General features: G+C 72.3%; 20 protein-coding genes and 1 tRNA gene. 2 read left to right on the forward strand and 19 right to left on the reverse strand.

Annotated elements, in window-relative coordinates; all coding sequences use genetic code 11:
• Positions 1-7 precede the first annotated feature (7 nt).
• The 4 genes from ACY3FI_RS10815 to ACY3FI_RS10830 form a co-directional block, all read right to left on the reverse strand.
• On the reverse strand, positions 8-1429 hold the full coding sequence (locus ACY3FI_RS10815; protein ID WP_462550347.1) for an NAD-dependent succinate-semialdehyde dehydrogenase: 1422 nt from the start codon (positions 1427-1429) through the stop codon (positions 8-10).
• 143 nt (positions 1430-1572) lie between these two features.
• The gene (locus tag ACY3FI_RS10820) at positions 1573-2193 is read right to left on the reverse strand and encodes an isochorismatase family protein (protein WP_462547541.1); all 621 of its coding nucleotides are present in this window, start codon (positions 2191-2193) and stop codon (positions 1573-1575) included.
• A 23-nt stretch (positions 2194-2216) separates the two neighbouring features.
• On the reverse strand, positions 2217-3716 hold the full coding sequence (gene dacB / locus ACY3FI_RS10825; RefSeq protein ID WP_462547542.1) for a D-alanyl-D-alanine carboxypeptidase/D-alanyl-D-alanine endopeptidase: 1500 nt from the start codon (positions 3714-3716) through the stop codon (positions 2217-2219).
• 11 nt (positions 3717-3727) lie between these two features.
• Positions 3728-4741 carry a Gfo/Idh/MocA family protein gene (locus ACY3FI_RS10830; RefSeq protein WP_462547543.1) on the reverse strand — a complete coding sequence of 338 codons (1014 nt, stop codon included), beginning with the start codon at positions 4739-4741 and terminating at the stop codon, positions 3728-3730.
• A gap of 145 nt (positions 4742-4886) precedes the next feature.
• On the opposite strand from ACY3FI_RS10830, the gene ACY3FI_RS10835 reads away from it, so the two are divergent.
• On the forward strand, positions 4887-6587 hold the full coding sequence (locus ACY3FI_RS10835; protein ID WP_462547544.1) for an HAD family acid phosphatase: 1701 nt from the start codon (positions 4887-4889) through the stop codon (positions 6585-6587).
• 42 nt (positions 6588-6629) lie between these two features.
• On the opposite strand, the gene ACY3FI_RS10840 is transcribed toward ACY3FI_RS10835, so the two are convergent.
• The 13 genes from ACY3FI_RS10840 to ACY3FI_RS10900 all read right to left on the reverse strand — a co-directional run bounded on the left by ACY3FI_RS10840 (position 6630) and on the right by ACY3FI_RS10900 (position 18204).
• On the reverse strand, positions 6630-7097 hold the full coding sequence (locus ACY3FI_RS10840) for a hypothetical protein (RefSeq protein WP_462547545.1): 468 nt from the start codon (positions 7095-7097) through the stop codon (positions 6630-6632).
• Between the two features lie 95 nt (positions 7098-7192).
• Complete coding sequence (locus tag ACY3FI_RS10845; RefSeq protein WP_462547546.1) at positions 7193-9058, reverse strand: alpha/beta hydrolase; 1866 nt, start codon at positions 9056-9058, stop codon at positions 7193-7195.
• Complete coding sequence (locus tag ACY3FI_RS10850; RefSeq protein WP_462547547.1) at positions 9055-9333, reverse strand: hypothetical protein; 279 nt, start codon at positions 9331-9333, stop codon at positions 9055-9057. Before ACY3FI_RS10850 ends, ACY3FI_RS10845 begins: the two co-directional genes overlap by 4 nt.
• A gap of 123 nt (positions 9334-9456) precedes the next feature.
• Positions 9457-9529, reverse strand: a tRNA-Thr gene (locus ACY3FI_RS10855).
• 46 nt (positions 9530-9575) lie between these two features.
• The gene (locus tag ACY3FI_RS10860) at positions 9576-10205 is read right to left on the reverse strand and encodes a TetR/AcrR family transcriptional regulator (protein WP_462547548.1); all 630 of its coding nucleotides are present in this window, start codon (positions 10203-10205) and stop codon (positions 9576-9578) included.
• Positions 10206-10392: 187 nt separating this feature from the next.
• Entirely contained in the window at positions 10393-11535 is a 1143-nt protein-coding gene (locus ACY3FI_RS10865) for a DNA polymerase III subunit delta' (protein ID WP_462547549.1), read from the reverse strand.
• A 25-nt stretch (positions 11536-11560) separates the two neighbouring features.
• Positions 11561-12196 (reverse strand): dTMP kinase, encoded by a 636-nt coding sequence (tmk, locus tag ACY3FI_RS10870; RefSeq protein WP_462547550.1) that lies wholly within the window; start codon positions 12194-12196, stop codon positions 11561-11563.
• Complete coding sequence (gene topA / locus ACY3FI_RS10875; protein WP_462547551.1) at positions 12193-15003, reverse strand: type I DNA topoisomerase; 2811 nt, start codon at positions 15001-15003, stop codon at positions 12193-12195. Before topA ends, tmk begins: the two co-directional genes overlap by 4 nt.
• Entirely contained in the window at positions 14979-15479 is a 501-nt protein-coding gene (locus tag ACY3FI_RS10880; RefSeq protein ID WP_462547552.1) for an Rv3654c family TadE-like protein, read from the reverse strand. The genes topA and ACY3FI_RS10880 overlap by 25 nt, the downstream gene beginning before the upstream one ends.
• Complete coding sequence (locus ACY3FI_RS10885) at positions 15476-15781, reverse strand: hypothetical protein (RefSeq protein WP_462547553.1); 306 nt, start codon at positions 15779-15781, stop codon at positions 15476-15478. The genes ACY3FI_RS10880 and ACY3FI_RS10885 overlap by 4 nt, the downstream gene beginning before the upstream one ends.
• A 34-nt stretch (positions 15782-15815) precedes the next feature.
• Positions 15816-16061, reverse strand: coding sequence for a DUF4244 domain-containing protein (locus ACY3FI_RS10890; RefSeq protein ID WP_462547554.1), 246 nt, complete (start codon positions 16059-16061; stop codon positions 15816-15818).
• Positions 16062-16144: 83 nt separating this feature from the next.
• On the reverse strand, positions 16145-16954 hold the full coding sequence (locus ACY3FI_RS10895; RefSeq protein ID WP_462547555.1) for a type II secretion system F family protein: 810 nt from the start codon (positions 16952-16954) through the stop codon (positions 16145-16147).
• Positions 16955-17202: 248 nt separating this feature from the next.
• Positions 17203-18204 (reverse strand): TadA family conjugal transfer-associated ATPase, encoded by a 1002-nt coding sequence (locus ACY3FI_RS10900; RefSeq protein ID WP_462547556.1) that lies wholly within the window; start codon positions 18202-18204, stop codon positions 17203-17205.
• 723 nt (positions 18205-18927) lie between these two features.
• On the opposite strand from ACY3FI_RS10900, the gene acs reads away from it, so the two are divergent.
• Positions 18928-20883 carry an acetate--CoA ligase gene (gene acs, locus ACY3FI_RS10905; RefSeq protein WP_462547558.1) on the forward strand — a complete coding sequence of 652 codons (1956 nt, stop codon included), beginning with the start codon at positions 18928-18930 and terminating at the stop codon, positions 20881-20883.
• Between the two features lie 79 nt (positions 20884-20962).
• Here acs and ACY3FI_RS10910 read toward each other — a convergent pair whose 3' ends face one another.
• Positions 20963-21424, reverse strand: a complete 462-nt coding sequence (locus tag ACY3FI_RS10910) for a RidA family protein (RefSeq protein WP_462547559.1) — start codon at positions 21422-21424, stop codon at positions 20963-20965.
• Complete coding sequence (gene sp36, locus ACY3FI_RS10915; RefSeq protein ID WP_189319560.1) at positions 21421-21579, reverse strand: Sp36 family protein; 159 nt, start codon at positions 21577-21579, stop codon at positions 21421-21423. Before sp36 ends, ACY3FI_RS10910 begins: the two co-directional genes overlap by 4 nt.
• Positions 21580-21624: the final 45 nt, after the last annotated feature.

Here is a 21624-nt window from a genome sequence, read left to right on the forward strand (position 1 = left end):
CCGCAGGTCAGGCGGCGAACGGGTCCGGCGTCAGGACGTACACGGTCTCCAGGTACTCCTCGATGCCCGCGTGCGACCCCTCGCGGCCCAGCCCGGACGCCTTCACGCCGCCGAACGGGAACGCCGCGTTCGACACCACACCCGTGTTCAGCCCGAGCATGCCCGTCTCGAGTCGCTCCGCGAGCCGCTGCCCGCGACGGAAGTCCGTCGTGAAGGCGTAGGCGACGAGGCCGTACTCGGTGTCGTTCGCGAGCCGGATGCCCTCCTCCTCGGTGGTGAACCGGGTGATCGACACCACGGGCCCGAAGATCTCGGTGGTGAGGATGTCCGACCCGGGCTGCACACCGTCGAGCACGGTCGGCGCGTAGAACGTGCCCGGCCGATCGACCCGCTCGCCACCCGTGACGAGGCGTGCACCGCGCTCGACCGCGTCGTCGACGAGCCGCGCCGCCTTGTCGACCGCTCGGTCGTCGATGAGCGGGCCGAGAGTGGTGCCGTCCTCGCTCCCCCGGCCGACGCGGAGGGCGTCGACCTTCGCGGTGAGCGCCGCCGCGAAGGCGTCGGCGATGCCCTCCTGCACGAAGAACCTGTTCGCGGCGGTGCAGGCCTCGCCGACGTTCCGGAACTTGGCCTGCATCGCGGCGGTCACGGCCGTGTCGAGGTCGGCGTCGTCGAACACCAGCAGCGGGGCGTTGCCGCCGAGCTCCATGCTCGTCTTGAGGACGTTGTCGGCTGCCTGCTTGAGCAGCGCCGAACCCACGGGGGTCGACCCCGTGAAGGTCAGCTTCCGGAGTCGTCGGTCGGCGAGCATCGGCTCGGACAGCCCCTTCGCGTCGCGGGACGGCACGACGTTGAGCACGCCGTCCGGCAGCCCCGCACGACGGAACAGCTCGGCGAGGAAGAGCGTCGTCAGCGGGGTGAGGTCGGCGGGCTTGAGCACGACCGTGCACCCGGCAGCAAGTGCCGGCCCGACCTTGCGGGTGGCCATCGCGAGGGGGAAGTTCCACGGCGTGATCGCGTACACCGGTCCGACCGGACGCTTCAGCACGATCCCGCGACCGGTGCCCTCCGGGTTGGTCCGGTAGTCGCCGGAGATCCGGACGGCCTCCTCCGAGAACCAGCGCAGGAACTCGGCGCCGTACACGACCTCGCCGCGAGCCTCGGCGAGGGGCTTGCCCATCTCGAGCGTCATCAGGGCGGCGAGGTCGTCCGCGTGCTCGTGCGCCAGGTCGAACGCTCGGCGCAGGATGTCCGACCGCTCGCGGGGTGCGGTCGCCGCCCAGTCGTCCTGCGCGGCGACCGCGGCGTCGAGCGCAGCCATGCCGTCCTCGGGTGTGGCGTCGGCGACCTCGGCGAGGACCTCGCCCGTGGACGGGTCGCGGACCGGGAAGGTCGTACCGCCGGAGGCCGCACGCCACGTGCCGCCGATGAAGAGGCCGGTGGGGACGCCCTCGACGCGGACGTGCTCGTCGGCGACCGTCGTCGTGGTGCCGGTCCTCGTGGTGTCGGCCGTCGTGGCCTCCGTGTCGGTCGTCGTTGCGTCCGTGTCGGTCGTCGTGGTGTCCGCGTCGGTCACAGTACTGCTCCTCCGGGGTTCGCGAGCCCCTCGTCCATGTCGCTGCGGTCGACGTGCCCGCCGACCGCCCGGATCTCGTCGAGCGCCTCGGCGCTCCGCTCGTCGTCGACGCCGGCCACCAGGTCCTCGTAGACCGCGACGTCGAAGCCCGCGGCCCGGGCGTCGAGCGCAGAGGCGCGGACACAGTGGTCCGTCGCGAGGCCGACCACGTCGACCGTCACGACCCGTCGCTCGGCCAGCAGCTCGGGCAACGGCGTACCGTCCTCCGTCGCCGCTTGGAACGCCGAGTAGTCCGGCCGTCCCTGGCCCTTGAACACGTCCACGTCGATGACGCTCGTGTCGAGGTCCGGGTGGTACGCCGCACCCGGCGTGTCGGCGACGCAGTGCACCGGCCAGGTGTCGACGAAGTCCGGTCCGCCCGGGCCGGCGAAGTGACCGCCGTTGTCGTCGTCGCCGTGGTGCCAGTCCCGCGAAGCGACGATCAGGTCGTACTCGTCGGCGTGCCGCGAGAGGAACGCGGAGATGCGCTTCGCGATCGCGGCACCGCCGGTCACGGGGAGCGCGCCCCCCTCGGTGAAGTCGTTCTGGACGTCGACGACGAGCAGTGCCCTGGCCATGGGGCCATCCAACACCCGGCGGCTCAGGACCCGGTGAGCTTGCTCCCGCACGAGTAGGTGGCGGCCGTCACGCGGTCGAGCGCGGGCAGGGCCGCCGCGCGGGAGGAACCGATGGCGTAGAACGCGAAGGTCAGCCGGGAGCCGTCCGCGGCGTCGATGTACCCACCGAGGGTGTTCGCGCTGTCGATCCACCCCGTCTTCGCGTGCACCTTGCCACGCGCGACGGCGTTCGCTCCGGTGAAGCGGCTCGCGAGCGTGCCGGACTGCCCGGAGACCGGCAGCGCGTTCGCGAGCGTGCCGAGGCCCTTCGCCCCGGAGGCGACCTGCACCATCAGGTGCGCGACGAAGTTCGGCGAGACGGCGTTCGACGCGCTCTCGCCCGAGCCGTCGCGGATGACGATGCCCGACGGGTCCACTCCGTACGACCGGAGCGCCGACTGGTACACCCCGGTCAGCGACGCGGCGGACCCGTTCGCGCCGGACTCCCGCGACGAGACCCGCGCGAGCATCTCGGCGAGGGTGTTGTCCGAGTTCGGGATCATCTGCCCGATGAGCGTCGAGACCGGCTGCGACGACACCGAGGCGATCGTGTCGGTGCTCGTCGTGGGGCGCTTGACGAGCTGCGCGTTCGCGGCACCCGCCACGCCGGCGTTCGCGAGTGCGGTCCGGAACAGCGAGCCCGCGCGTCCCACCGGGTCGGTGGAGCGCGGGGACGTCGCCGCCCCGGGGTTCGCGCGGTCGCCGTCGACCATGAGGGCGGTCACCCGGGGCTGGTACCCGATCGTCCGCTCGCTCTCCGGCCAGGTCGGGTCCCACGCGTCGGCGTCGCTCCAGTAGCTGTCGTCGGTGACGATCGTCGTGACCGGGGTCGATCCGAGCTTCGCCTTCACCTGCTGCGCGAGCTGCGCCAGGGTCGGTGCACCGGGGTAGACCGTGGCGCCGCCCGCCGAGAGCGTGGCGTCACCGTGCCCGACGAGGGCGATCGTGCCGCCTGCCTCGCGCGTGACCGTCGTCGGGATGCGGTGGTCACCGCCGAGGACCGCGAGCGCCGTGGCCGTCGTCAACGTCTTCATCACGCTGCCGGTCTGCGCGGGCTCGTCGCCGTTGCGCGAGAACAGCACCTCGCCGGTCTTCGCGTTCATCACGTACCCCTCGAAGGCGCCGAGCCCGGCGGCCGAGGCGGCCGACGTGATCGTGCAGGCCCGCAGTGCGGAGGGGCCGGCGACGTCGTCGGGGACGGCGCGTGCCGTGGGGGTCGGGGTCGGCGTGGGGGTGGCCGAACGGGTCGGCGTGGACGTCGACGTGGGAGCAGCGCTCTGCGCGACCGCCGGTTCGGACGACCGCGGGTCGGGCATCGTGGCCGCAGCGACCGCGACGGCGCCGCCGGAGCCGAGGACGAGCACGGCGGCGAGGCCGCCCGCGATCCACGGGACGGGGCGGCGGCTGACGGAGGCACGGGCGGACGCGACCGCGTCGCGGACGCGGGCCGGGACGCCGCGCGGTGCGGGCTGCTGGTCGGACATCGGTGACCAGCCTACGGAACTGCGGGAGGAGCCTCCAGACCGTCTTCCGCATCCGCCGTGTACCGGACGCCGACCTGCCGACGCGCCTCGTCCATCAGCGCCATGATCGCGATGGTCTCCTCGGGGTCCATCGGACCGCCCTCGTGGTTGCCCGACGTGACCATGGCCTCGAAGGCCCGAGCTTCGTGCGCGTAACCGGTCAGTTCCTCGCGACCGTCGAACTCCTCGACCACCGCCCCGTCGCGGTCGCGCAGGCGCCAGGTCGTCGGCGTGTACCAGGTGCCGTCGAGGTCGATCCGGCCGTCCTCGCCGACGATCGACGCCGTGTTCGGACTCCGGACGTCGAGGGCGAAGTGCAGGAGTGACTGCGCGCCGCCCTCGTGCGTCAGCACCAGGCCCATCTGGGTGTCGACGCCCTGGTCGCTCAGCGTGCCGGCCGCGACGACGTCCGTCGGGGCACCGAGCACGTCGACCGCGAACGACACCGGGTAGACGCCGAGGTCGAGGAGCGCGCCGCCACCGAGCGCGGGGTCGTTCAGCCGGTGTCCGGGGTCGGACGGCAGCGCCTGGTGGTGGGTCGCCTCGACGACGCGCGGCCGGCCGATGCGCCCCTCGGCCAGGAGCTCGCGGATCATCGCCATCTGCGGCAGGAAGCGCGTCCACATGGCCTCCATCACCGCGACGTCCGCGCGCCGGGCGGCGTCCACGACCGTCCTGGCCTCGGCAGCCGTGATCGTGAACGCCTTCTCGACGAGCACGTGCTTGCCCGCGTCGATGGCGAGCAGCGCGTCCGCCGCGTGCCGGGAGTGCGGCGTCGCGACGTAGACCGCGTCGACCTGCTCGTCGGACACGAGGTCCTCGTACGAGCCGTGCGCCGTGGGGATCCCGAACTCGTCCGCGAAGGCCCGTGCTGCCTCGGCGGTGCGGCTGCCGACCGCGACGAACTCGATCCCCGCGGCGGCGCAGTCGCCCACGAAGGAGCGTGCGATGCCGCCCGTGCCGATGACTCCCCAGCGAACCGTCATGCTCCCTGTGTACCAGCGCACCGACCCGACGCTCCGGCGCCTCCCCACAGCACTCCGGTGTGGACTTCACGGCTCGTTGCCAGCTAGCGTGCTGCTCGACCCCTGATCGAGGGTCGTCCCCCGAGTCGAAGGTGATCAGGTCTCCATGCGCCGATCCGTCCTCTCCGTCGTCGCCACGAGCGCGGCGATCGTCCTCACGACCACCCTCGTCGGCACCAGCCCGGCGGCCGCCCACGGCTGGGGCTCCCCCGACCACGGCGCACCCGGCCACGGCTGGACGCAGCCGGGCCACGGACACGGCGCCGACGCCGGACTCACACCGCGGACCCGGTTCACGATGGCGGCCGACGGCTCCTCGGGGACGACGCAGGGCGGCGAGGGCATCCCCAACATCGACTCGGTCAAGAAGACCATCGCGACCTACTACGGCGACCCCGGGACCGGCATCGCGAACACGACCGACTCGCCCTACATCCGTGAGATGCGGGGCATCGTCGCCCGCCAGAGCGCCGGCCTGCAGCGCATCCACGACGCCGCCGTCCGACGTGGCGAGAAGCCGGCGATCGTGCTCGACGCCGACGACACCACGCTCTGGACCTACGACATGGAGGTCGCGGACATGCACTTCGTCTTCGACCCCGCCCGCCAGGACGAGTGGGTGCAGGACGAGCGCTTCGCCGCCACCCCCTCGATGGTCGGCTTCGTGGACCGCGCCCAGGCGATGGGCTTCACGATCTTCGGTCTCACCGGCCGCAACGACGACCAGAAGACCGCGACCGTGCAGAACCTGTCGAAGGTCGGCTACACCGCGTTCACCGAAGACCGCTTCTTCACGAAGTGGACCGGCGTCGGCGCCTCGCAGCAGCCGTCGTACATCACCTGCGCCACCGCGAAGTGCACCACCGTCGAGTACAAGGCCCTCACGCGCAAGCACATCGAGCAGGACCTCGGCTACGACATCGCGCTCAACATCGGCGACCAGTGGAGCGACCTGCAGGGCGGGTACGCCGACCGTTCGGTGAAGCTCCCGAACCCCACCTACTACCTCCCCTCCGCCGACCTGCCCGGCGTCGACGAGCCCCGGCTCGCCCCGCGCACGCACTTCACGATGGCGGCCGACGGCTCCTCCGGCGCGACGCAGAGCGGCGAGGGCATCCCGAACATCGACTCCGTCAAGAAGACCATCGCGACCTACTACGGCGACCCCGGCACGGGCATCGCGAACACGACCGACTCGCCCTACATCCGCGAGATGCGCTCGATCGTCGCCCGCCAGGCCCCCGTCGTCGCCGCCCAGTGCGCCGTCGCCAGCCGCCAGCACCGCAACCCCGCGATCGTGCTCGACGCCGACGACACGACGCTCTGGACCTACGACATGGAGGTCGCGGACATGCACTTCGTCTTCGACCCCACGCTGCAGGACGAGTGGGTGCAGGACGAGCGCTTCCCCGCCACCCCGTCGATGACCTCGCTCGTGTCCGTCGCCGAGCGCTCCGGCTGCACGGTCATCGGGCTCACCGGTCGGAACGACGACCAGAAGACCGCGACCATCGCCAACCTCAACGAGGTCGGCTACCCGCAGTTCAGCGCCACGAAGCACGGCACGCAGACCTACTACACGAAGTGGACCGGCGTCGGTGCCTCGCAGCAGCCGTCGTACGTCACCTGCGCAGCCGCCAAGTGCACGACGATCGAGTACAAGTCGCAGACCCGTGCGCACATCGAGTCGCGCGCCGGCGGCCGGTACGACGTGGTCGCCAACTTCGGCGACCAGTACAGCGACCTGATCGGCGGTTCGGCGGACCGGAGCGTCAAGCTGCCGAACCCGACCTACTACCTGCCCTGATCGGGGTCGGATGACTGAGCGGCTGCCGGGGACGGTGGCCGCTCAGCCGTCCGTGGGGCCCGGCGGCCGCTCGACGCCGGGCGAGTGCTCGTAGGCGTACTGCTCGGCGTTGAGCTGATCGACGTCCCCGGGTGCGCAGGGCGTCTGCGCCTGGATCGCAGTACCGTGCCGGGTCGACCCCAACTCGATGAAGAACCCGCGGTCGTCCACCCCGGCCGCGGGGAAGCGGAGTTGCGTGCCCGGAGCGTCACCCCCGATCGCAGTCCGCTCAGGGGTCCAGCCGTTCGTCCTCCACAGCCGCTCGACCTGCTGAACGAGAACGTCTCGTTCGTCGACCGACGTCCCCCGCCCGGCCCGGGTGAGGCCCCATTGCGCTCCGCCGTCTCCGCAGGCACGCGCGCTCGAGTCCACGGGTTGCCATGTACCGCCGATGATCGCCTGCGTCTGCGCGACCAGAGCGCTGAGGTGGTCCCACTCGTCCCGCGCTGAGGCTCCAGCGTGTTCGATCATCGTGCTCTCCTCCTGTCCGTGTCCGTTCGACGCGCAGCCGGTGAGCACGAGTGCGGCAACAGCCACGACACCGGCCGGCCACTTCCGCTGTCGTCTCACGGGATCAGCTTCCCATCCGGCATGTAGCCGAGGCTCGTGTACGCGGTGCTCCGGAGCGACGACGTCCCACGGTCGAGGTACCCGTGCTGTTCGACGGCGCGACCGTTCTCGAGTGCCTCGGTCGCAGGCGTCGCTCCGTGGCCGTCCGACCCGTCGTAGTGCACGCCGTCGACCGTCTGGTCCTCCGAGGAGAACGTCCGCGCGCCCCAGCGCACACTGCCCGGATTGAGCGGGTGCTCACTCGGGAGCGCCGTCACCCACGAGCGGTTCCCCCATCGGAGCTCGGGCTGGGGGCCGCCGCCCGACGGACCCTGCGCCTCGACGACCCCTCGCCCGATGTTCGCGACGAGGTCGTCCTTCGCCTGGCTCGCCCAGGTGTGCCCCGGCGGCACGTGCAGCGCAGAGACGTCCGGCACCGAGCGGTCGACCCCCGCCGACGCGAGCAACGTCAGGTTGTCGACCGGTGTCTTCGCTGCCGCCAGCGTCGCCGTCGTCGTTCCGTACGAGTGCCCGACCAACGACAGGTGGTCCCCCGCCCGCCACCCGCGGGTGGCGGAGACGCCTGCGAGGAACGCCTCGAGCCGCACGGCGCCGGCCTTCGCCTTGGCCGACGACATCACCTCGAGCTGTGGCGGCATCTCCGGTGTGTCGTAGCCCACCCACGCGACCGTCGCCACGTTCCGGTCGACGCCGAGCGTCGTCGCTGCCGCGAACTGAGCCTCGCGGAGGTTCGCACCCGCTCCGGCCCAGCTCCGGAGGCCATCCTCGACCGTCGTGCCCATCCCCGGTACGGCAGTCGTCACTCGCGTCGCCGTGTCCAAGTCCCCCACGGCGATCGCGGCGAGCGGCGGACGTCCGAGTGTCAGCGAGATGATCGTGTACGGCTGATCCGCGGTCGAGTCCGCCATCGTCGCGCGGATCGCTTCGATCGCGCGCTTCCGGTCGGCCAGCGTCTCCAGCTCGGCGCGCTGCGCAGCCGAGAGCGATCCACCGCGATGCACGATCCCGATGAGCTCTGCTGTGCGCCGCTCGATGCGTCGGTACGCTCGATCGACCGTCCGGCAGTTCGCCTTCCCGCGGTCCGTGTACGCGACACCGTCGAGGTTGCCGATCACCGTCGGCAGCGCAGCGATCAGCGCGTCCTTCGACCCTCGCAGCAGGTTCTTCCACCAGGCAGCGACAGCCGTCGCGTCCATGCCTGCGAGACGGATGCCGACGTTCGGGTCGTCGACAGCCGCGGCGACGGTCTCCTCGTCCAACGTGCTGAGCCACGCCAGGAACCGTTCGTCGCTCATCGCCGTGATCGCCGCTGTGGACCGCAGGTTCCCGACCACCGCCGGCTCCTCGAGTGCCGACGCCGCCCGCCGGTCCGCAGCAGCACGCCGGGCGACCAGTTCCTCCCACTGCGCGTCCAGCCGGCCCTGCAGCCCCGCGATCCCGGCCGCGCCGTTCTGCAACTGGTGCAACCGGACCGTGTCGGCCTCGACGCCATCCGCGGACTGCACCGTCTCCGACACCTCGCGGATCGCCCGCTCGTTCGCAGCGGCGTCGTCGTCGGCGGCCTGCTGCGCCCGCCGTAGCCGGTCGGCTTCGTCCTGGATCTGCTGGACCTCACGTGCGTACTCGCGCAGTGCGGTGGCTCCGGCCTCGAGCCGCGATGCGACGCGCTGCGCACACGACGGGACGGTCGCGGCGACGGCGAGGAACTGCCCCTGCGCCTTCCCCGCCCACCCGGTGGACGCGGTCTCCGCAGCACCGACCACGTGTCGTGCTCCGGTGCGGACCGCATCGGCGTGCCGCTCGAGCAGGCGTGCGACGCCGCGGACCCCGGCTGGGTCCCCCACGGTCGGGTCGGTGGTCACTGCACGCTCCGTGCCAGGCCCGCGTCGATCTGGCTGATGGTCGACGCCGCCTCGATCACGTACTCGCTCAACGCGGCCGCGTTCTGCCCGAGCGAGCGGACCATCGCGTCGAGCGCCGCTGCCGCCGCGCGGAACGCCGTCGCGACCACGTCGGCGCCGAACGCCCCACTGTCCGCCGCCGACAGCGCCCGTTCCGAAGCGAACTCGGCTTCGGCGTCCTTCACCTGTGACGACACGGCGTGCATCACCGACAGGTCGATGGTCAGGTCCCCCACGATCGCCCCTCTCCGTTCCGATGCGACCACGATATACCAGAATACGAGTGGATCGGGCTGCAACAGGGAGGGCTGGGGACAACGAAGAACCCCCTTGTTCCCGGGGGAACAAGGGGGTTTCGGAGCCGCCTGTCGGAATCGAACCGACGACCTATTCATTACGAGTGAATCGCTCTACCGACTGAGCTAAGGCGGCGGACGCTCCGGAAGGCCGGAGCGGCACGAGAAACGACTATACAGGTTCACACCAACGAACGCGAAACCAGCACACCGAGCTCGCCGAACGAGCGTTCCAACTCATCCACCAGGTGCCCGTCCGCTCCCGACTCCGACCACTCCCACCACGCGTGCCGGAGGGTCGCCAGAGCCACCATCGATGCCAGTCGCGCGCGTCGGCGACGCACCTCGGCGTCCGCGGGCTCGCCGTGCTCCCCGAGCCGAGCGACCACCGCCCGCTCGATCGACGCCTGGAACTCCTTCATCGACTCCATGCGACGGCTGAACAACTCCGGCGCGGAGCGCAGCACCTGCTGCCGCTCCTCGATCAGAGCGCGCTCCTCGATGAGTTCCCGTGTCGAGTGCACGAGCAGCGCGCCGAGGTCGCCGAGCAGGTCTCCCGAGGGGCCGCCGGCGACGAACGCCGCGAGGTGCTCGTCGTCCGGCAGCGTCGGATCGTCGCCGAGGATCGCCGCTTCCTTGCTCGGGAAGTAGTTGAAGAAGGTGCGCGGCGACACGTCGGCCCGGCGGGAGACCTCGTCGATGGTGACCGCCTGCAGGCCGTCCTCGATCGCGATGCGCAGCGCTGCCTGCTGGATGGCGAGTCGGGTGGCGCGGCGCTTGCGCTCGCGCAGGCCGGGTGCTGCGTCGGACATGCGTGGATTGTCCCACGGCCGTCTGCGGACTGGAGGCGCGGTGCCGGCTGACACCGTTCCTCCCGTCCGACGGACCCACGGTCTGGAGGCGCGGTGCCGGCTGACACCGTTCCTCCCGTCCGACAGACCCACGGTCTGGAGGCGCGGTGCCGACTGGCACCGTTCCTGCCGTCCGGCAGGGACCGGGTCAGCGCGATGCGCGCGCCACCGTGACGAGGAGCGCCTCGAGGGCGAGGAGCGCCGCGACGTTCGCGGCGATCCGCTGCCGCGCGAGCGCCACGGCGTCGAGGACCTCGAGCGCCGCGGCCGGCGGCACCGTCTGCAGGGCACGATCGAGGTGGTCCCGCATCGACAGGTTCACCGGCTCTGCGGGTGCCCCGAGGCCCAGCAGCAGGAGGTCACGGTAGAGCGAGGCGATGTCGACGAGGATGCGGTCGAGACCGTCGCGCAGACTGCGGGTCGCGCGACGCTTCTGGTCGTCCTCGAGCGCGCGGAGCTGAGAGCGGAGCGCCGGCGGGATCGTGCCGCCCGGCTCGATCCCGAGGGAACGGAGGGCAGCATCGCGTTCCTCGGCATCGCGCTGCTGGGTGATGGCCTTGGCGTCCTCGTCGGCGACGGCCAGCAGTTCCGCTGCGGCCATCACCGCGTCGCCGACGGTCTGCACGCCGAGCACGGTCGTGAGGGTCCGGCGTCGGCGGTCGCGGGCGTCCTCGCTCGTGGCGAGCCGCTGTGCCATGCCGATGTGGCTCTGCGCCTGGCGTGCGGCGTCCATCGCGAGCGCCCGGTCGACGCCGGTGCGGGCGACGAGCAGGTCGGCGACCGACTCGATGCCCGGGACGCGGAGGCGCACCGAGCGGACGCGGGACCGGATCGTCGGCAGCAGGTCGGCCTCGCTCGGGGCGCAGAGGATCCACACGGTGCGCTCCGGCGGTTCCTCGAGCGCCTTGAGGAGCAGGTTCGACGTGCGTTCGGTCATCCGGTCGGCGTCCTCGATGATCACGACGCGGTAGCGCCCGACCGAGGGAGAGTAGTGCGACGACGTCACGAGCTGCCGGATCTCGTCGATCGTGATGATGACGCGCTGCGTGGTGAGGACCGAGACGTCCGGGTGGGTCCGTGCGGTGATCTGCCGCAGCGTGTGGTCGTCGTCCGGGCCGGAGCCGACGAGGGCCGCCGCGAACGCCGTGGCGACGTTCGACCGACCGGACCCCGGCGGGCCGGTGATGAGCCACGAATGTGTCATCCCGCCGGTGCCGTCGGGCGCCTCGGCCGCGTTCCGGAGGGACGCGACCGCCTCTTCCTGCCCGGTCAGGCCGTCCCAGACGCTCATGCCGCCATCCTGTCAGCCGCCACCGTCATGCCGACGCGACGCCGACGAGCGGACCGACGGCGGCACGGATCACTCGCTGGACCTCGTCGGTCGAGGCTGCGGCGTCGACGACGAGGAAGCGGTCCGGTTCGGCGGCCGCCATGTCGAGGAACGCCCGGCGGACGGTCTCGTGGAAGGCCTCGGCCTCGGCTTCGAGGCGGTCGAAGGTGTCGCCGCGCGCCGCAGCGACCCGGGCGCGACCGACCGTGACGTCGAGGTCGAGCAGGATCGTGAGGTCGGGGACGAGGCCCCCAGCTGCCCAGTCCGACACCTGGCGCACGTGCTCGGCCCCGAGACCCCGCGCGACGCCCTGGTAGGCGACCGACGAGTCGATGTAGCGGTCCTGCAGGACGACCTCGCCACGGTCGAGCGCCGGACGCACGAGCGTCTCGACGTGGTGCGCGCGATCTGCTGCGTAGAGCAGGGCCTCGGCGCGCGGAGCGACGTGCCCGCGCTCGTGCAACACGATGTCGCGGATCCGCACCCCGAGGTCGGTGCCCCCGGGCTCGCGGGTCCGCACCACGGTGCGGCCGTGCTCGGTCAGCCAGGCCGTCAAGAGCTCGGCCTGCGTGGTCTTGCCCGCTCCGTCGCCGCCCTCGAGCGTGAAGAACCGACCGGTCACTTCTTCTTGGCCGGCGCCTTCCGCGCCGGAGCCTTCTTCTTCACCGGGCCCTTGGCGCGCTTGTCGGCGATGAGCTGCACGGCGCGCGCATGGTCGACGGTCTCGATGTCCTCGCCACGCGGGATCGTCGCGTTCGTCTCACCGTCGGTGACGTACGGACCGAACCGGCCGTCCTTCATCTTGATCGGCTTGCCGGAGACCGGGTCGGCGTCGAACTCCTTGAGCGCGGCGCTCGCGGCTCGACGTCCGCCGTACTTCGGCTGGGCGAACAGCTCGATCGCGCCGGGGAGATCGACGTCGAAGATCGCGTCCTCGCTCGGCAGCGTCCGGGTGTCCGTGCCCTTCTTGATGTACGGGCCGTAGCGACCGTTCTGCGCCGTGATCTCCTCGCCGGACTCCGGGTCGTTCCCGACGACGCGGGGCAGGTCGAGCAGCTTGAGCGCGGTCTCGAGGTCCACGGTCTGCGGATCCATCGACTTGAAGAGCGACGCGGTGCGCTCCTTGGGCGCAGCAGCCTTCTTCGTGGTCTTCTTGGCCGGGGCCTTCTTCGCCGTCGTGCCCTTCGTGGCGCCCGTCACCCCGGCGTCGTCCGCCGCCGTCGCCGTGGTCTCGGCAGCCGGCGTCGCCGCCGCCTCGAGGACCTCGCCGGTGGCCTGGTCGACCTGCGGCTCGGGCTCGGGGGTGCGCTCGGTGACGTAGGGACCGAACCGGCCGTCCTTCGCGAGGACCTCCTTGCCGGTCTCCGGGTTGATGCCGACCACGCGGTCGCCGACGACGGGTGCCTCAACGAGCTCGCGCGCCTTCTCGGCAGTCAGCTCGTCGGGTGCGAGGTCCTCGGGCACGTTGACGCGCCGCGGCTTCTCCGGGTCGTCGCTCGGCACCTCGATGTACGGGCCGTAGCGGCCGATACGGAGGGTCAGACCGGGCGAGAGCTCGACCGAGTTGATGTCACGCGCGTCGATCTCGCCGAGGTTGTCGATGACGGTCCGGAGACCGCGGTGGTCGCCGCCGCCGAAGTAGAAGCCCTTGAGCCAGTCGATGCGGTCGGCCTCGCCGCTCGCGATCCGGTCGAGGTCCTCTTCCATGCCGGCCGTGAAGTCGTACTGCACGAGGTCGGCGAAGTGGTCCTCGAGGAGCCGGACCACGCTGAACGCGATCCAGTTCGGCACGAGGGCACTGCCGCGCTGGGTGACGTACCCGCGGTCCATGATCGTCGAGATGATCGCCGCGTACGTCGACGGCCGGCCGATGCCGAGCTCCTCGAGCGTCTTCACCAGGCTGGCCTCGGTGTACCGCGGCGGAGCAGAGGTGTCGTGGCCCTTGGCCTCGACGTCGCTGACACCGAGGTGGTCACCCTCGGTCATCTGCGGGAGCTTGGCGTCGCCGGAGCCGTCGCCGCCGCCCTCGTGGCGGTCCTCGTCGCGGCCTTCCTCGTACGCGTTGAGGAAGCCGCGGAACGTGATCACCGTGCCGGACGCGGTGAACTCGGCGTCCGTGCCGTTCGCCGTCACCGCGAGTCCCTCGACCGACTCGGTCGAGGTCAGGCCGAGGACGACCGACGCCGTCGAGCCCTTGGCGTCCGCCATCTGCGAGGCGACCGTGCGCTTCCAGATGAGGTCGTAGAGCTTCCAGTCGTTGCCGCGGAGCACACCGTTCATCTCGGACGGGGTGCGGAAGGTGTCGCCGGCGGGACGGATCGCCTCGTGCGCCTCCTGCGCGTTCTTGCTCTTGCCGGCGTAGGAGCGCGGCTTGTCCGGCACCGTCTCGGGACCGTAGAGCGCCGCGGCCTGCTTCCGTGCCGCCGTCAGGGCCTGCTGCGAGAGCGAGGCCGAGTCGGTCCGCATGTACGTGATGTGGCCGTTCTCGTAGAGCGACTGCGCGACGCTCATGGTCTGGCGCGCCGAGAAGCGGAGCTTGCGGGCGGCCTCCTGCTGCAACGTGGAGGTCGTGAACGGTGCCGCGGGCCGGCGCGTGTACGGCTTCGAGTCGACGCTGCGGACGACGGCGTCACCGGCACGTTCGAGCACGCCCGTCAGGGACGCGGCCGAGGCCTCGTCGAGACGGACGGCTTCGCCCTTCAGCGCGCCGCGGTCGTCGAAGTCACGACCGGAGGCGACACGGGTGCCGCCGATCCGTGCGAGACGGGCGCCGAACGCCGAGTCGCCCGCCTTCTCGAACCGGGCGCTGAGGTCCCAGTAGTTGGCGGAGACGAACGCCAGGCGCTCGCGTTCACGGTCGACCACGAGCCGGGTCGCCGCCGACTGCACGCGGCCGGCGGAGAGGCCGGGGCCGACCTTCCGCCAGAGGACCGGGGAGACCTCGTACCCGTAGAGGCGGTCGAGGATGCGCCGGGTCTCCTGGGCGTCGACGAGGGCGGTGTCGAGTTCACGGGTGGCCTCCTGCGCGCGCTGGATGGCCTCCTTCGTGATCTCGTGGAACACCATCCGCTTGACGGGCACCTTCGGCTTGAGGACCTGGAGCAGGTGCCACGCGATGGCCTCGCCCTCGCGGTCCTCATCAGTTGCGAGGTAGAGCTCGTCGGCGTCCTTGAGTGCTCGCTTGAGCTCGGAGACCGTCTTCTTCTTCGCGTCGGACACGACGTAGTAGGGCTCGAAGCCGTTGTCGACGTCCACCGAGAACTTGCCCAGCGAGCCCTTCTTGAGCTCAGCCGGGAGGTTCTTCGGCTCGACGAGGTCACGGATGTGTCCTACCGAGGCCTGGACCTCGTATCCGTCACCGAGGTATTGCGCGATCGTCTTCGCCTTCGCCGGGCTCTCGACGATCACGAGCTTCTTCGTGCCTGGCACGTGTCTCCTTGATCGATGGTGCTCGTCGGCCCGGGACCACTCGTGCGTCCGGATCGACCTGGACATCGATGACCGGGGCCGACGTGCACACCATACACATAGTGTTCGTGCTGGTCGTCCGCGGGACCGGCGACCGCGGCTGCGCCGACGGCGAACGGTGCGCGACCGACCACGACGCGCACCCTGGCGCACGAGGCAGCGGTGGTGCAGGCCGTCAGGGACACGCCGTTCGCCCGTGCGAGACGGTCGGCGACCGCGCAGGCCTCGCCCGGGAGCAGACCGTTGAGTGCGGCCGCCGCAGCCACCGCGGACGCGTCGGCAGCGCCCTGCGCCCGCACGGTGGCGGCCCGCGCTCCGGCCGCGGCGAGCGCGGCGGTCACGAGCAGCACCGCGACCCCGAGCACGGCGGCCATGACGACCGTGGCGCTCCCGCCGTCTCGCGCGTCGCCTCGCTGGGTGCGGTCGTCACCCGTCACCGGCCGTCCTCCCCCGCGCAGGCGGTCGCCCGCCGGGGCACGACCGCGAAGGGACCGGTCCCCACGGCGGACACCTCGGCGCAGACCATGCCGGGACGGTGTCGCACGGCGAGGACCACGTCCGCGCCCGCTCCGGCGACCGCGGCGCGGGCCGCGTCGTGATCGCCGCGCCCGAGTGCGCGTGCGGCCGTGGCCGCCGTGAGCTGCAGCCGTCCGACGCCGTCGACCACGAGGACGGCCGCGACGAGGGCGGTGAGCACGAGGGCGACGACGGGGAGCACGAGGGCGAACTCGACCGTCACGCTGCCGCGTTCCCCGTCGTGGCCGTCCACCCCGTCAGAGCGAGAGCGCACCACGGACGAGCTCCGAGAGCACGGTCTGGACCTCACCCGATCGCATCACCGCGACGAGCACGCCGGCGAACGCGACCGCCGCGAGGATGACGACGGCGTACTCGGCGGTCGCCGATCCGCGGTCGTCGCGCAGTCGTGCGACGACCGCGTTCCGCGTGCGAGCGCAGTCCGTCCGGTGCTGCTCCGTCGTCGGCAGCGTTCCGTCGGTCGTCGTGGTCTGGTCGGTCATGATCGGTTCCTCTCTGTCGGTGTGACTCCAGCGTCGCGATCCCCCTCGCCGCAGGCTGCCCGCCGACGGCATCTGTGGACGGGTCATCCGAGACCGGCGGTGGTGGAGGAGAGGACCCCGACGACCACGGGCACGACCCCGACGAGCACGAAGGCCGGGAGGACGCAGACGCCGAGCGGCAGGACGAGTCGCACCGCGAGCCGTTCCGCCGCCGCGAGCCCGGCAGCCGCCGCCTCGTCGCGCACGTCCTCCGCCGCGGCGCGGAGCAGCGCAGCGGCCGGCACGCCGGCGCGCTGGGCGAGCGAGAGCACCTCGCGGAGGCGCGCACCCTCGTCGGCCGGGTCGGCGTCGGTCGGGGGTCGATCGGCGAAGGCCGCCTCGACCGCCGCGCCCCCGGACGCCCACGAGCCGCCGCCCGTCACGGCGACGGCCCACGCGTCGAGCAGGACCCCGGGCACCCGCCCGTCCGGCGTGGCCGATCGCACGAGCGCCCTGGTCCACCGACGCGCCACGGCGACGAGGAGCGCTGCGGCGAGGGAGCAGCCCCATCCGACCGGCGTGCTGACGAGCACCTCGATCGCGCCGACACCCCATGCACTCCCCAGCGCCAGCCCGAAGAGCGGGAGGGCGAGGACGACCCTGGCGCTCTGCCTCGGGCCGGCGAGCGCGACCCGGACGGCACGGTCGGCGGCGGCGGAGCGGCGCAGGGCCCCGGCGAGCGCCCGGAGCGTGACGGCCGAGGGCGCACCGACGCGCTCGGCGACACGGAGCACGGCAGCGACGTCCCGCCAGGCGCGGTCGGGCGCGTCAGGGTCGCCGACACCGGGGGCTCCGACGTCGGGGAACCCACCGACGAGTTCCCACGCGCGCGGCGGCGGCAGTCCAGCGGACACCAGGGATGCGACCTGGTCGAGCAGCCGCGCCGCTGCGGCACCGTGGAGGCGCGCCGGAGGGCCACCGCCGGCGCACGATCGTGCGCGTCCGGTCCCGGCCACCGCCACGCACGGACCGGGGCTCACGCCCACCGCGCCGGGGCCGGACGCCGCTCCGCCCGCGAACGAGCCGGAGGTGCCGCGCGCTGCGCCTCGCCACCTCGCGAACGCAGCCCGCCCACCGGACGCACGTCGAGCGCCCCGCCACCTCACGGTCGCATCCCGCCCACCGGACGCACCTCGAGCCTCCCGTCCGGCCCGGTCCCCAGCGCACCGACGCCGGCGACCCGCCGCACCCCGTTCCGGCGCTCCAGGTGCACCACGAGGTGGACCGCGCTCTCCGCCTGCCGTGCAAGCGCCTCGGGCCCCAGGCCGGCGAGCACCCCGAGCGCCTCGAGCCGTGCCGGGACCTCGGCGAGGCCGTTGGCGTGCACGGTCCCGGCACCGCCCTCGTGGCCGGTGTTGAGCGCCGCGAGCAGGTCCCGCACCTCGGCGCCGCGGCACTCCCCCACGACGAGCCGGTCGGGCCGCATGCGCAGTGCCTCGCGCACGAGCCGTCCGAGGTCGATCCCCCCGACACCCTCCGCGTTGGGCTGTCGGGCTTCGAGTGCGACGACGTGCGGGTGGTGGATGCGGAGTTCGGCGACGTCCTCGACCGTGACGATCCGTTCGGCGTGCGGGACGGCCCCGAGCACCGCGGCGAGCAGTGTGGTCTTCCCGCTGCCGGTCGCTCCGGTGACGAGCAGGTTGCGCCTCGCGACGACGGCGTCCTCGAGCACGGAACGCGGGACCACCTCGAAGGCCCCGCTGCGCTCGAGGTCTGCCAGCGACGGCGGCGCGGACCGCGGCAGCCGGACGGACAGTGCGGTCCCGCCGACCGACACCGGCGCGAGCACCACGTGGACGCGGATGCCGTCGCCGTGCCGGACGTCGACGCACGGCGTGGTCTCGTCGACGTGCCGCCCGCCGCGGGCCACGAGCGCCGCGGCGAGCTCACGGACACGCTGCTCCGGCAGGTCAGGGCCCCGCCGTTCCAGCCCGCGACCGCGGTCGATCCAGGTCCCGAGGCCACCGACGACGAGCACGTCGGTGACGTCGGCGTCACCGACGAGTCCGGCGAGCTCCTCGAACTCGGCGGCGGCGATGCCGCGGCGTCTGGTGGCCGCGCGGACGCCGGGGAGGAAGGGCGTGTCGGCCCGGTGACGGTGCATGTCGGCGACCGTACGAGCGCCTGCAGCGCGTCAGCGATGGCCCGTGCGCAGCTGTGGACAGTTGATTTCCTCCTGAGCAACGGGAGGTTTTGTCCCCCGTTCCACAAACCCGTACCCCGCTCAGTGTTGCGGGAGGCCTCGGAGCGTGCGCGGTGCCTGGCGCCGAACAGTCGACGACACCCGTCGCGCAAGCCGATCCGAGCCGGAACGGGGACGGGGAGGGGGTCGATGCGCAAGCATGGACAGACCTGTCCACCGTTCCCCGATTCCATGCCGATCTGCGCCACCGACAGGTGTGCGCACGACGGCCTCGACGGGCCACGTGCCCGGAGAACAGAAGAGGCGGCACCGGTTGGGGGGAACTGGTGCCGCCTGGACATCGGTGGATTGGGGGGAATCCGAGCCGTTGCCACCGGAAACGAGTCCGGCAGGATCAACTGTACCCCATCACGGGTGCTCGTTGACAAGTCCCGGACGCGAAGTCGAGCAGCCCGTTCGAGGCCCGCCCGCGGGGTGCGGGTGTGCACCGCGTCACGGGTCCCGCGGGAGGGGTGACCCGGGGGTAGTCTCCGACTGCACGACGACCGCCGAGCGACCGCCCGACGACCGCCGAGCGACCGCCCGACGACCGCCGAGCGACCGCCGACCGCCCACCCGACGACCGGCCGATCGCCCGACGGGCCACCGCCACCGCCTCCGCCGCAACGACGCGAAAGGACACCGATGTCCACCCCGACCCAGACCGACTCCCGGCACGACGGCGCGGAGGAGACCTTCCCGCCCTCGCCCGAGTTCGTGGCCGACGCGATCGCGCACGAGGACCTGCACGACGCCGCGCGTGCCGACCGTGAGGCGTTCTGGGCGGAGCAGTCCCGCACCCTGCTCGACTGGCGGACGCCGTTCACCCAGACCCTCGACTGGTCGGACGCCCCCTTCGCGAAGTGGTTCGCCGACGGCACCCTCAACGTGGCCGAGAACTGCCTCGACCGCCACGTCCGCGCCGGTCTCGGCGACCGGGTGGCGATCCACTTCGAGGGCGCACGCGGGGACACCCGCACCATCACCTACGCCGAGCTGACCGCGGACGTGCAGCGCGCCGCCAACATGCTCGAGTCGCTCGGCGTCGGGCGCGGCGACCGCGTCGTGGTGTACCTCCCCCTGATCCCCGAGGCCGTGGTCACGATGCTCGCCGTCGCCCGGATCGGCGCCGTGCACTCCGTCGTGTTCGGCGGGTTCAGCGCGGAGAGCCTCCGTGCCCGCATCGAGGACGCCGGCGCGAAGCTCGTCGTCACCGCCGACGGCGGCTGGCGCCGCGGCGCGGTCTCACCCCTCAAGCCCGCGGTGGACGAGGCCCTCGAGGGCGAGGGCACGGACAGCGTCGAGCACGTGCTCGTCGTCCGGCGCGGCGAGAACGAGATCGCCTGGAACGACCGCGACCTGTGGTGGCACGACGAGCTCGCGAAGGCATCGGAGCAGCACGAGCCCGAGGCCTTCCCGGCCGAGACGCCGCTCTTCATCCTCTACACCTCGGGCACGACCGGGAAGCCGAAGGGCATCGTGCACACCTCCGGCGGCTACCTGACGCAGGCCGCGTACACGCACAAGAACGTCTTCGACATGCACCCGGAGAAGGACGTCTACTGGTGCACGGCCGACATCGGCTGGATCACCGGGCACACCTACGTCGTCTACGGCCCGCTCGCGAACGGCGTCACGCAGGTGCTCTACGAGGGCACGCCGGACGAGCCGCAGCCCGGCCGCTGGTGGGACCTCGTCGACGCCTACGGCGTCACGGTCCTCTACACCGCGCCGACCGCGGTGCGCGCCGCGATGAAGGCCGGCCGCCAGATCCCGGAGGCCCGCAGCCTCGAGACCCTGCGTCTGCTCGGCAGCGTCGGCGAGCCGATCAACCCCGAGGCCTGGCAGTGGTACCGGCAGGTCATCGGCCACGACCGCACCCCGATCGTGGACACCTGGTGGCAGACCGAGACCGGCGCGATCATGATCTCCGCGCTCCCCGGCGTGACGAAGCTCAAGCCGGGGGCGGCGCAGACCCCCCTCCCGGGCATCACCGCCGAGATCGTCGACGAGGACGGCCACCGCGCCGAACCGGGCGAGAGCGGCTACCTGACGATCACCGACCCGTGGCCGTCGATGGCGCGCGGCATCTGGAACGACCCGGACCGCTTCGTCGAGACGTACTGGAGCCGCTTCCCCGGTCGCTACTTCGCCGGCGACGGCGCGCGACTCGACGGACAGGGCGACATCTGGGTGCAGGGCCGCGTCGACGACGTCATGAACGTGTCCGGCCACCGGCTCTCGACGGCCGAGATCGAGTCCGCCCTGGTCGGGCACGAGGGCGTCGCCGAGGCCGCGGTCGTCGGTGCGGCGGACGAGACCACCGGGCAGGCCGTCGTCGCGTTCGTCATCCTCACCGCCGAGGCGGCAGAGGGCGTCGACCGCGACGCGACGGCCGCGGAGCTCCGGAACTGGGTCGGCCAGCGGATCGGTGCGATCGCGAAGCCGCGCCAGGTGGTGATCGTGCCGGAACTGCCGAAGACCCGCTCCGGCAAGATCATGCGTCGCCTCCTCCGCGACGCGGCCGAAGGCCGCCGCATCGGCGACACGACCACGCTGGCCGACCCGACGATCATGGCGACCATCGCGGAACTCATGTAGCCCGCACGACGCGAGCCGCGCCTCCCGACCGGGTCGGACGGGAGGCGCGGCTCGCGTGACGTGCGTCGGTGACGGTCCGTCAGTCGGTGAGCTCCACCACCAGCTCGACCTCGACGGGCGCGTCCAGCGGCAGCACGGCGACGCCCACCGCGCTGCGCGCGTGGACACCGGCGTCGCCGAAGACCTCGCCGACGAGCGTCGACGCGCCGTTCGCGACCCCGGGCTGCCCGGTGAAGGTCGGGTCGGAGGCGACGAAGACCGTGACCTTGACGACGCGTGCGACCCGGTCGAGCGAGCCGGCGACCGACTCGACGGCCGCGAGCGCGTTGAGCGCGGCGGTCCGCGCCTCGGCGGTCGCGGTGTCCGCGTCGACCGTGGCACCGACCTTGCCCGTCACGGGCAGCGCACCGTCGACGAAGGGCAGCTGCCCGGCCGTGTACACGCACCGACCGCTCAGCACCGCCGGGACGTACGCCGCGACCGGAGCCGCGACCGGGGGCAGGGTCAGCCCGAGCTCGTCGAGGCGGGCGGCGACGGTCACGCGTCGGCCTTGGGGCGCTTCAGGTAGGCCACCAGGCCGCCCTCCGGGCCGGTGACGACCTGCACGAGTTCCCAACCCTCGTCACCGAAGTTGTTGAGGATCGCGGTCGTGTTGTGGATGATCAGCGGCGTCGTGCGGTATTCCCAGCGCATCATGGAGTCCCTTGCCAGCCTTCCCGTCGGCGGTGTCGTTTAGGCTGC

Source organism: Curtobacterium sp. RM9, assembly GCF_054956955.1.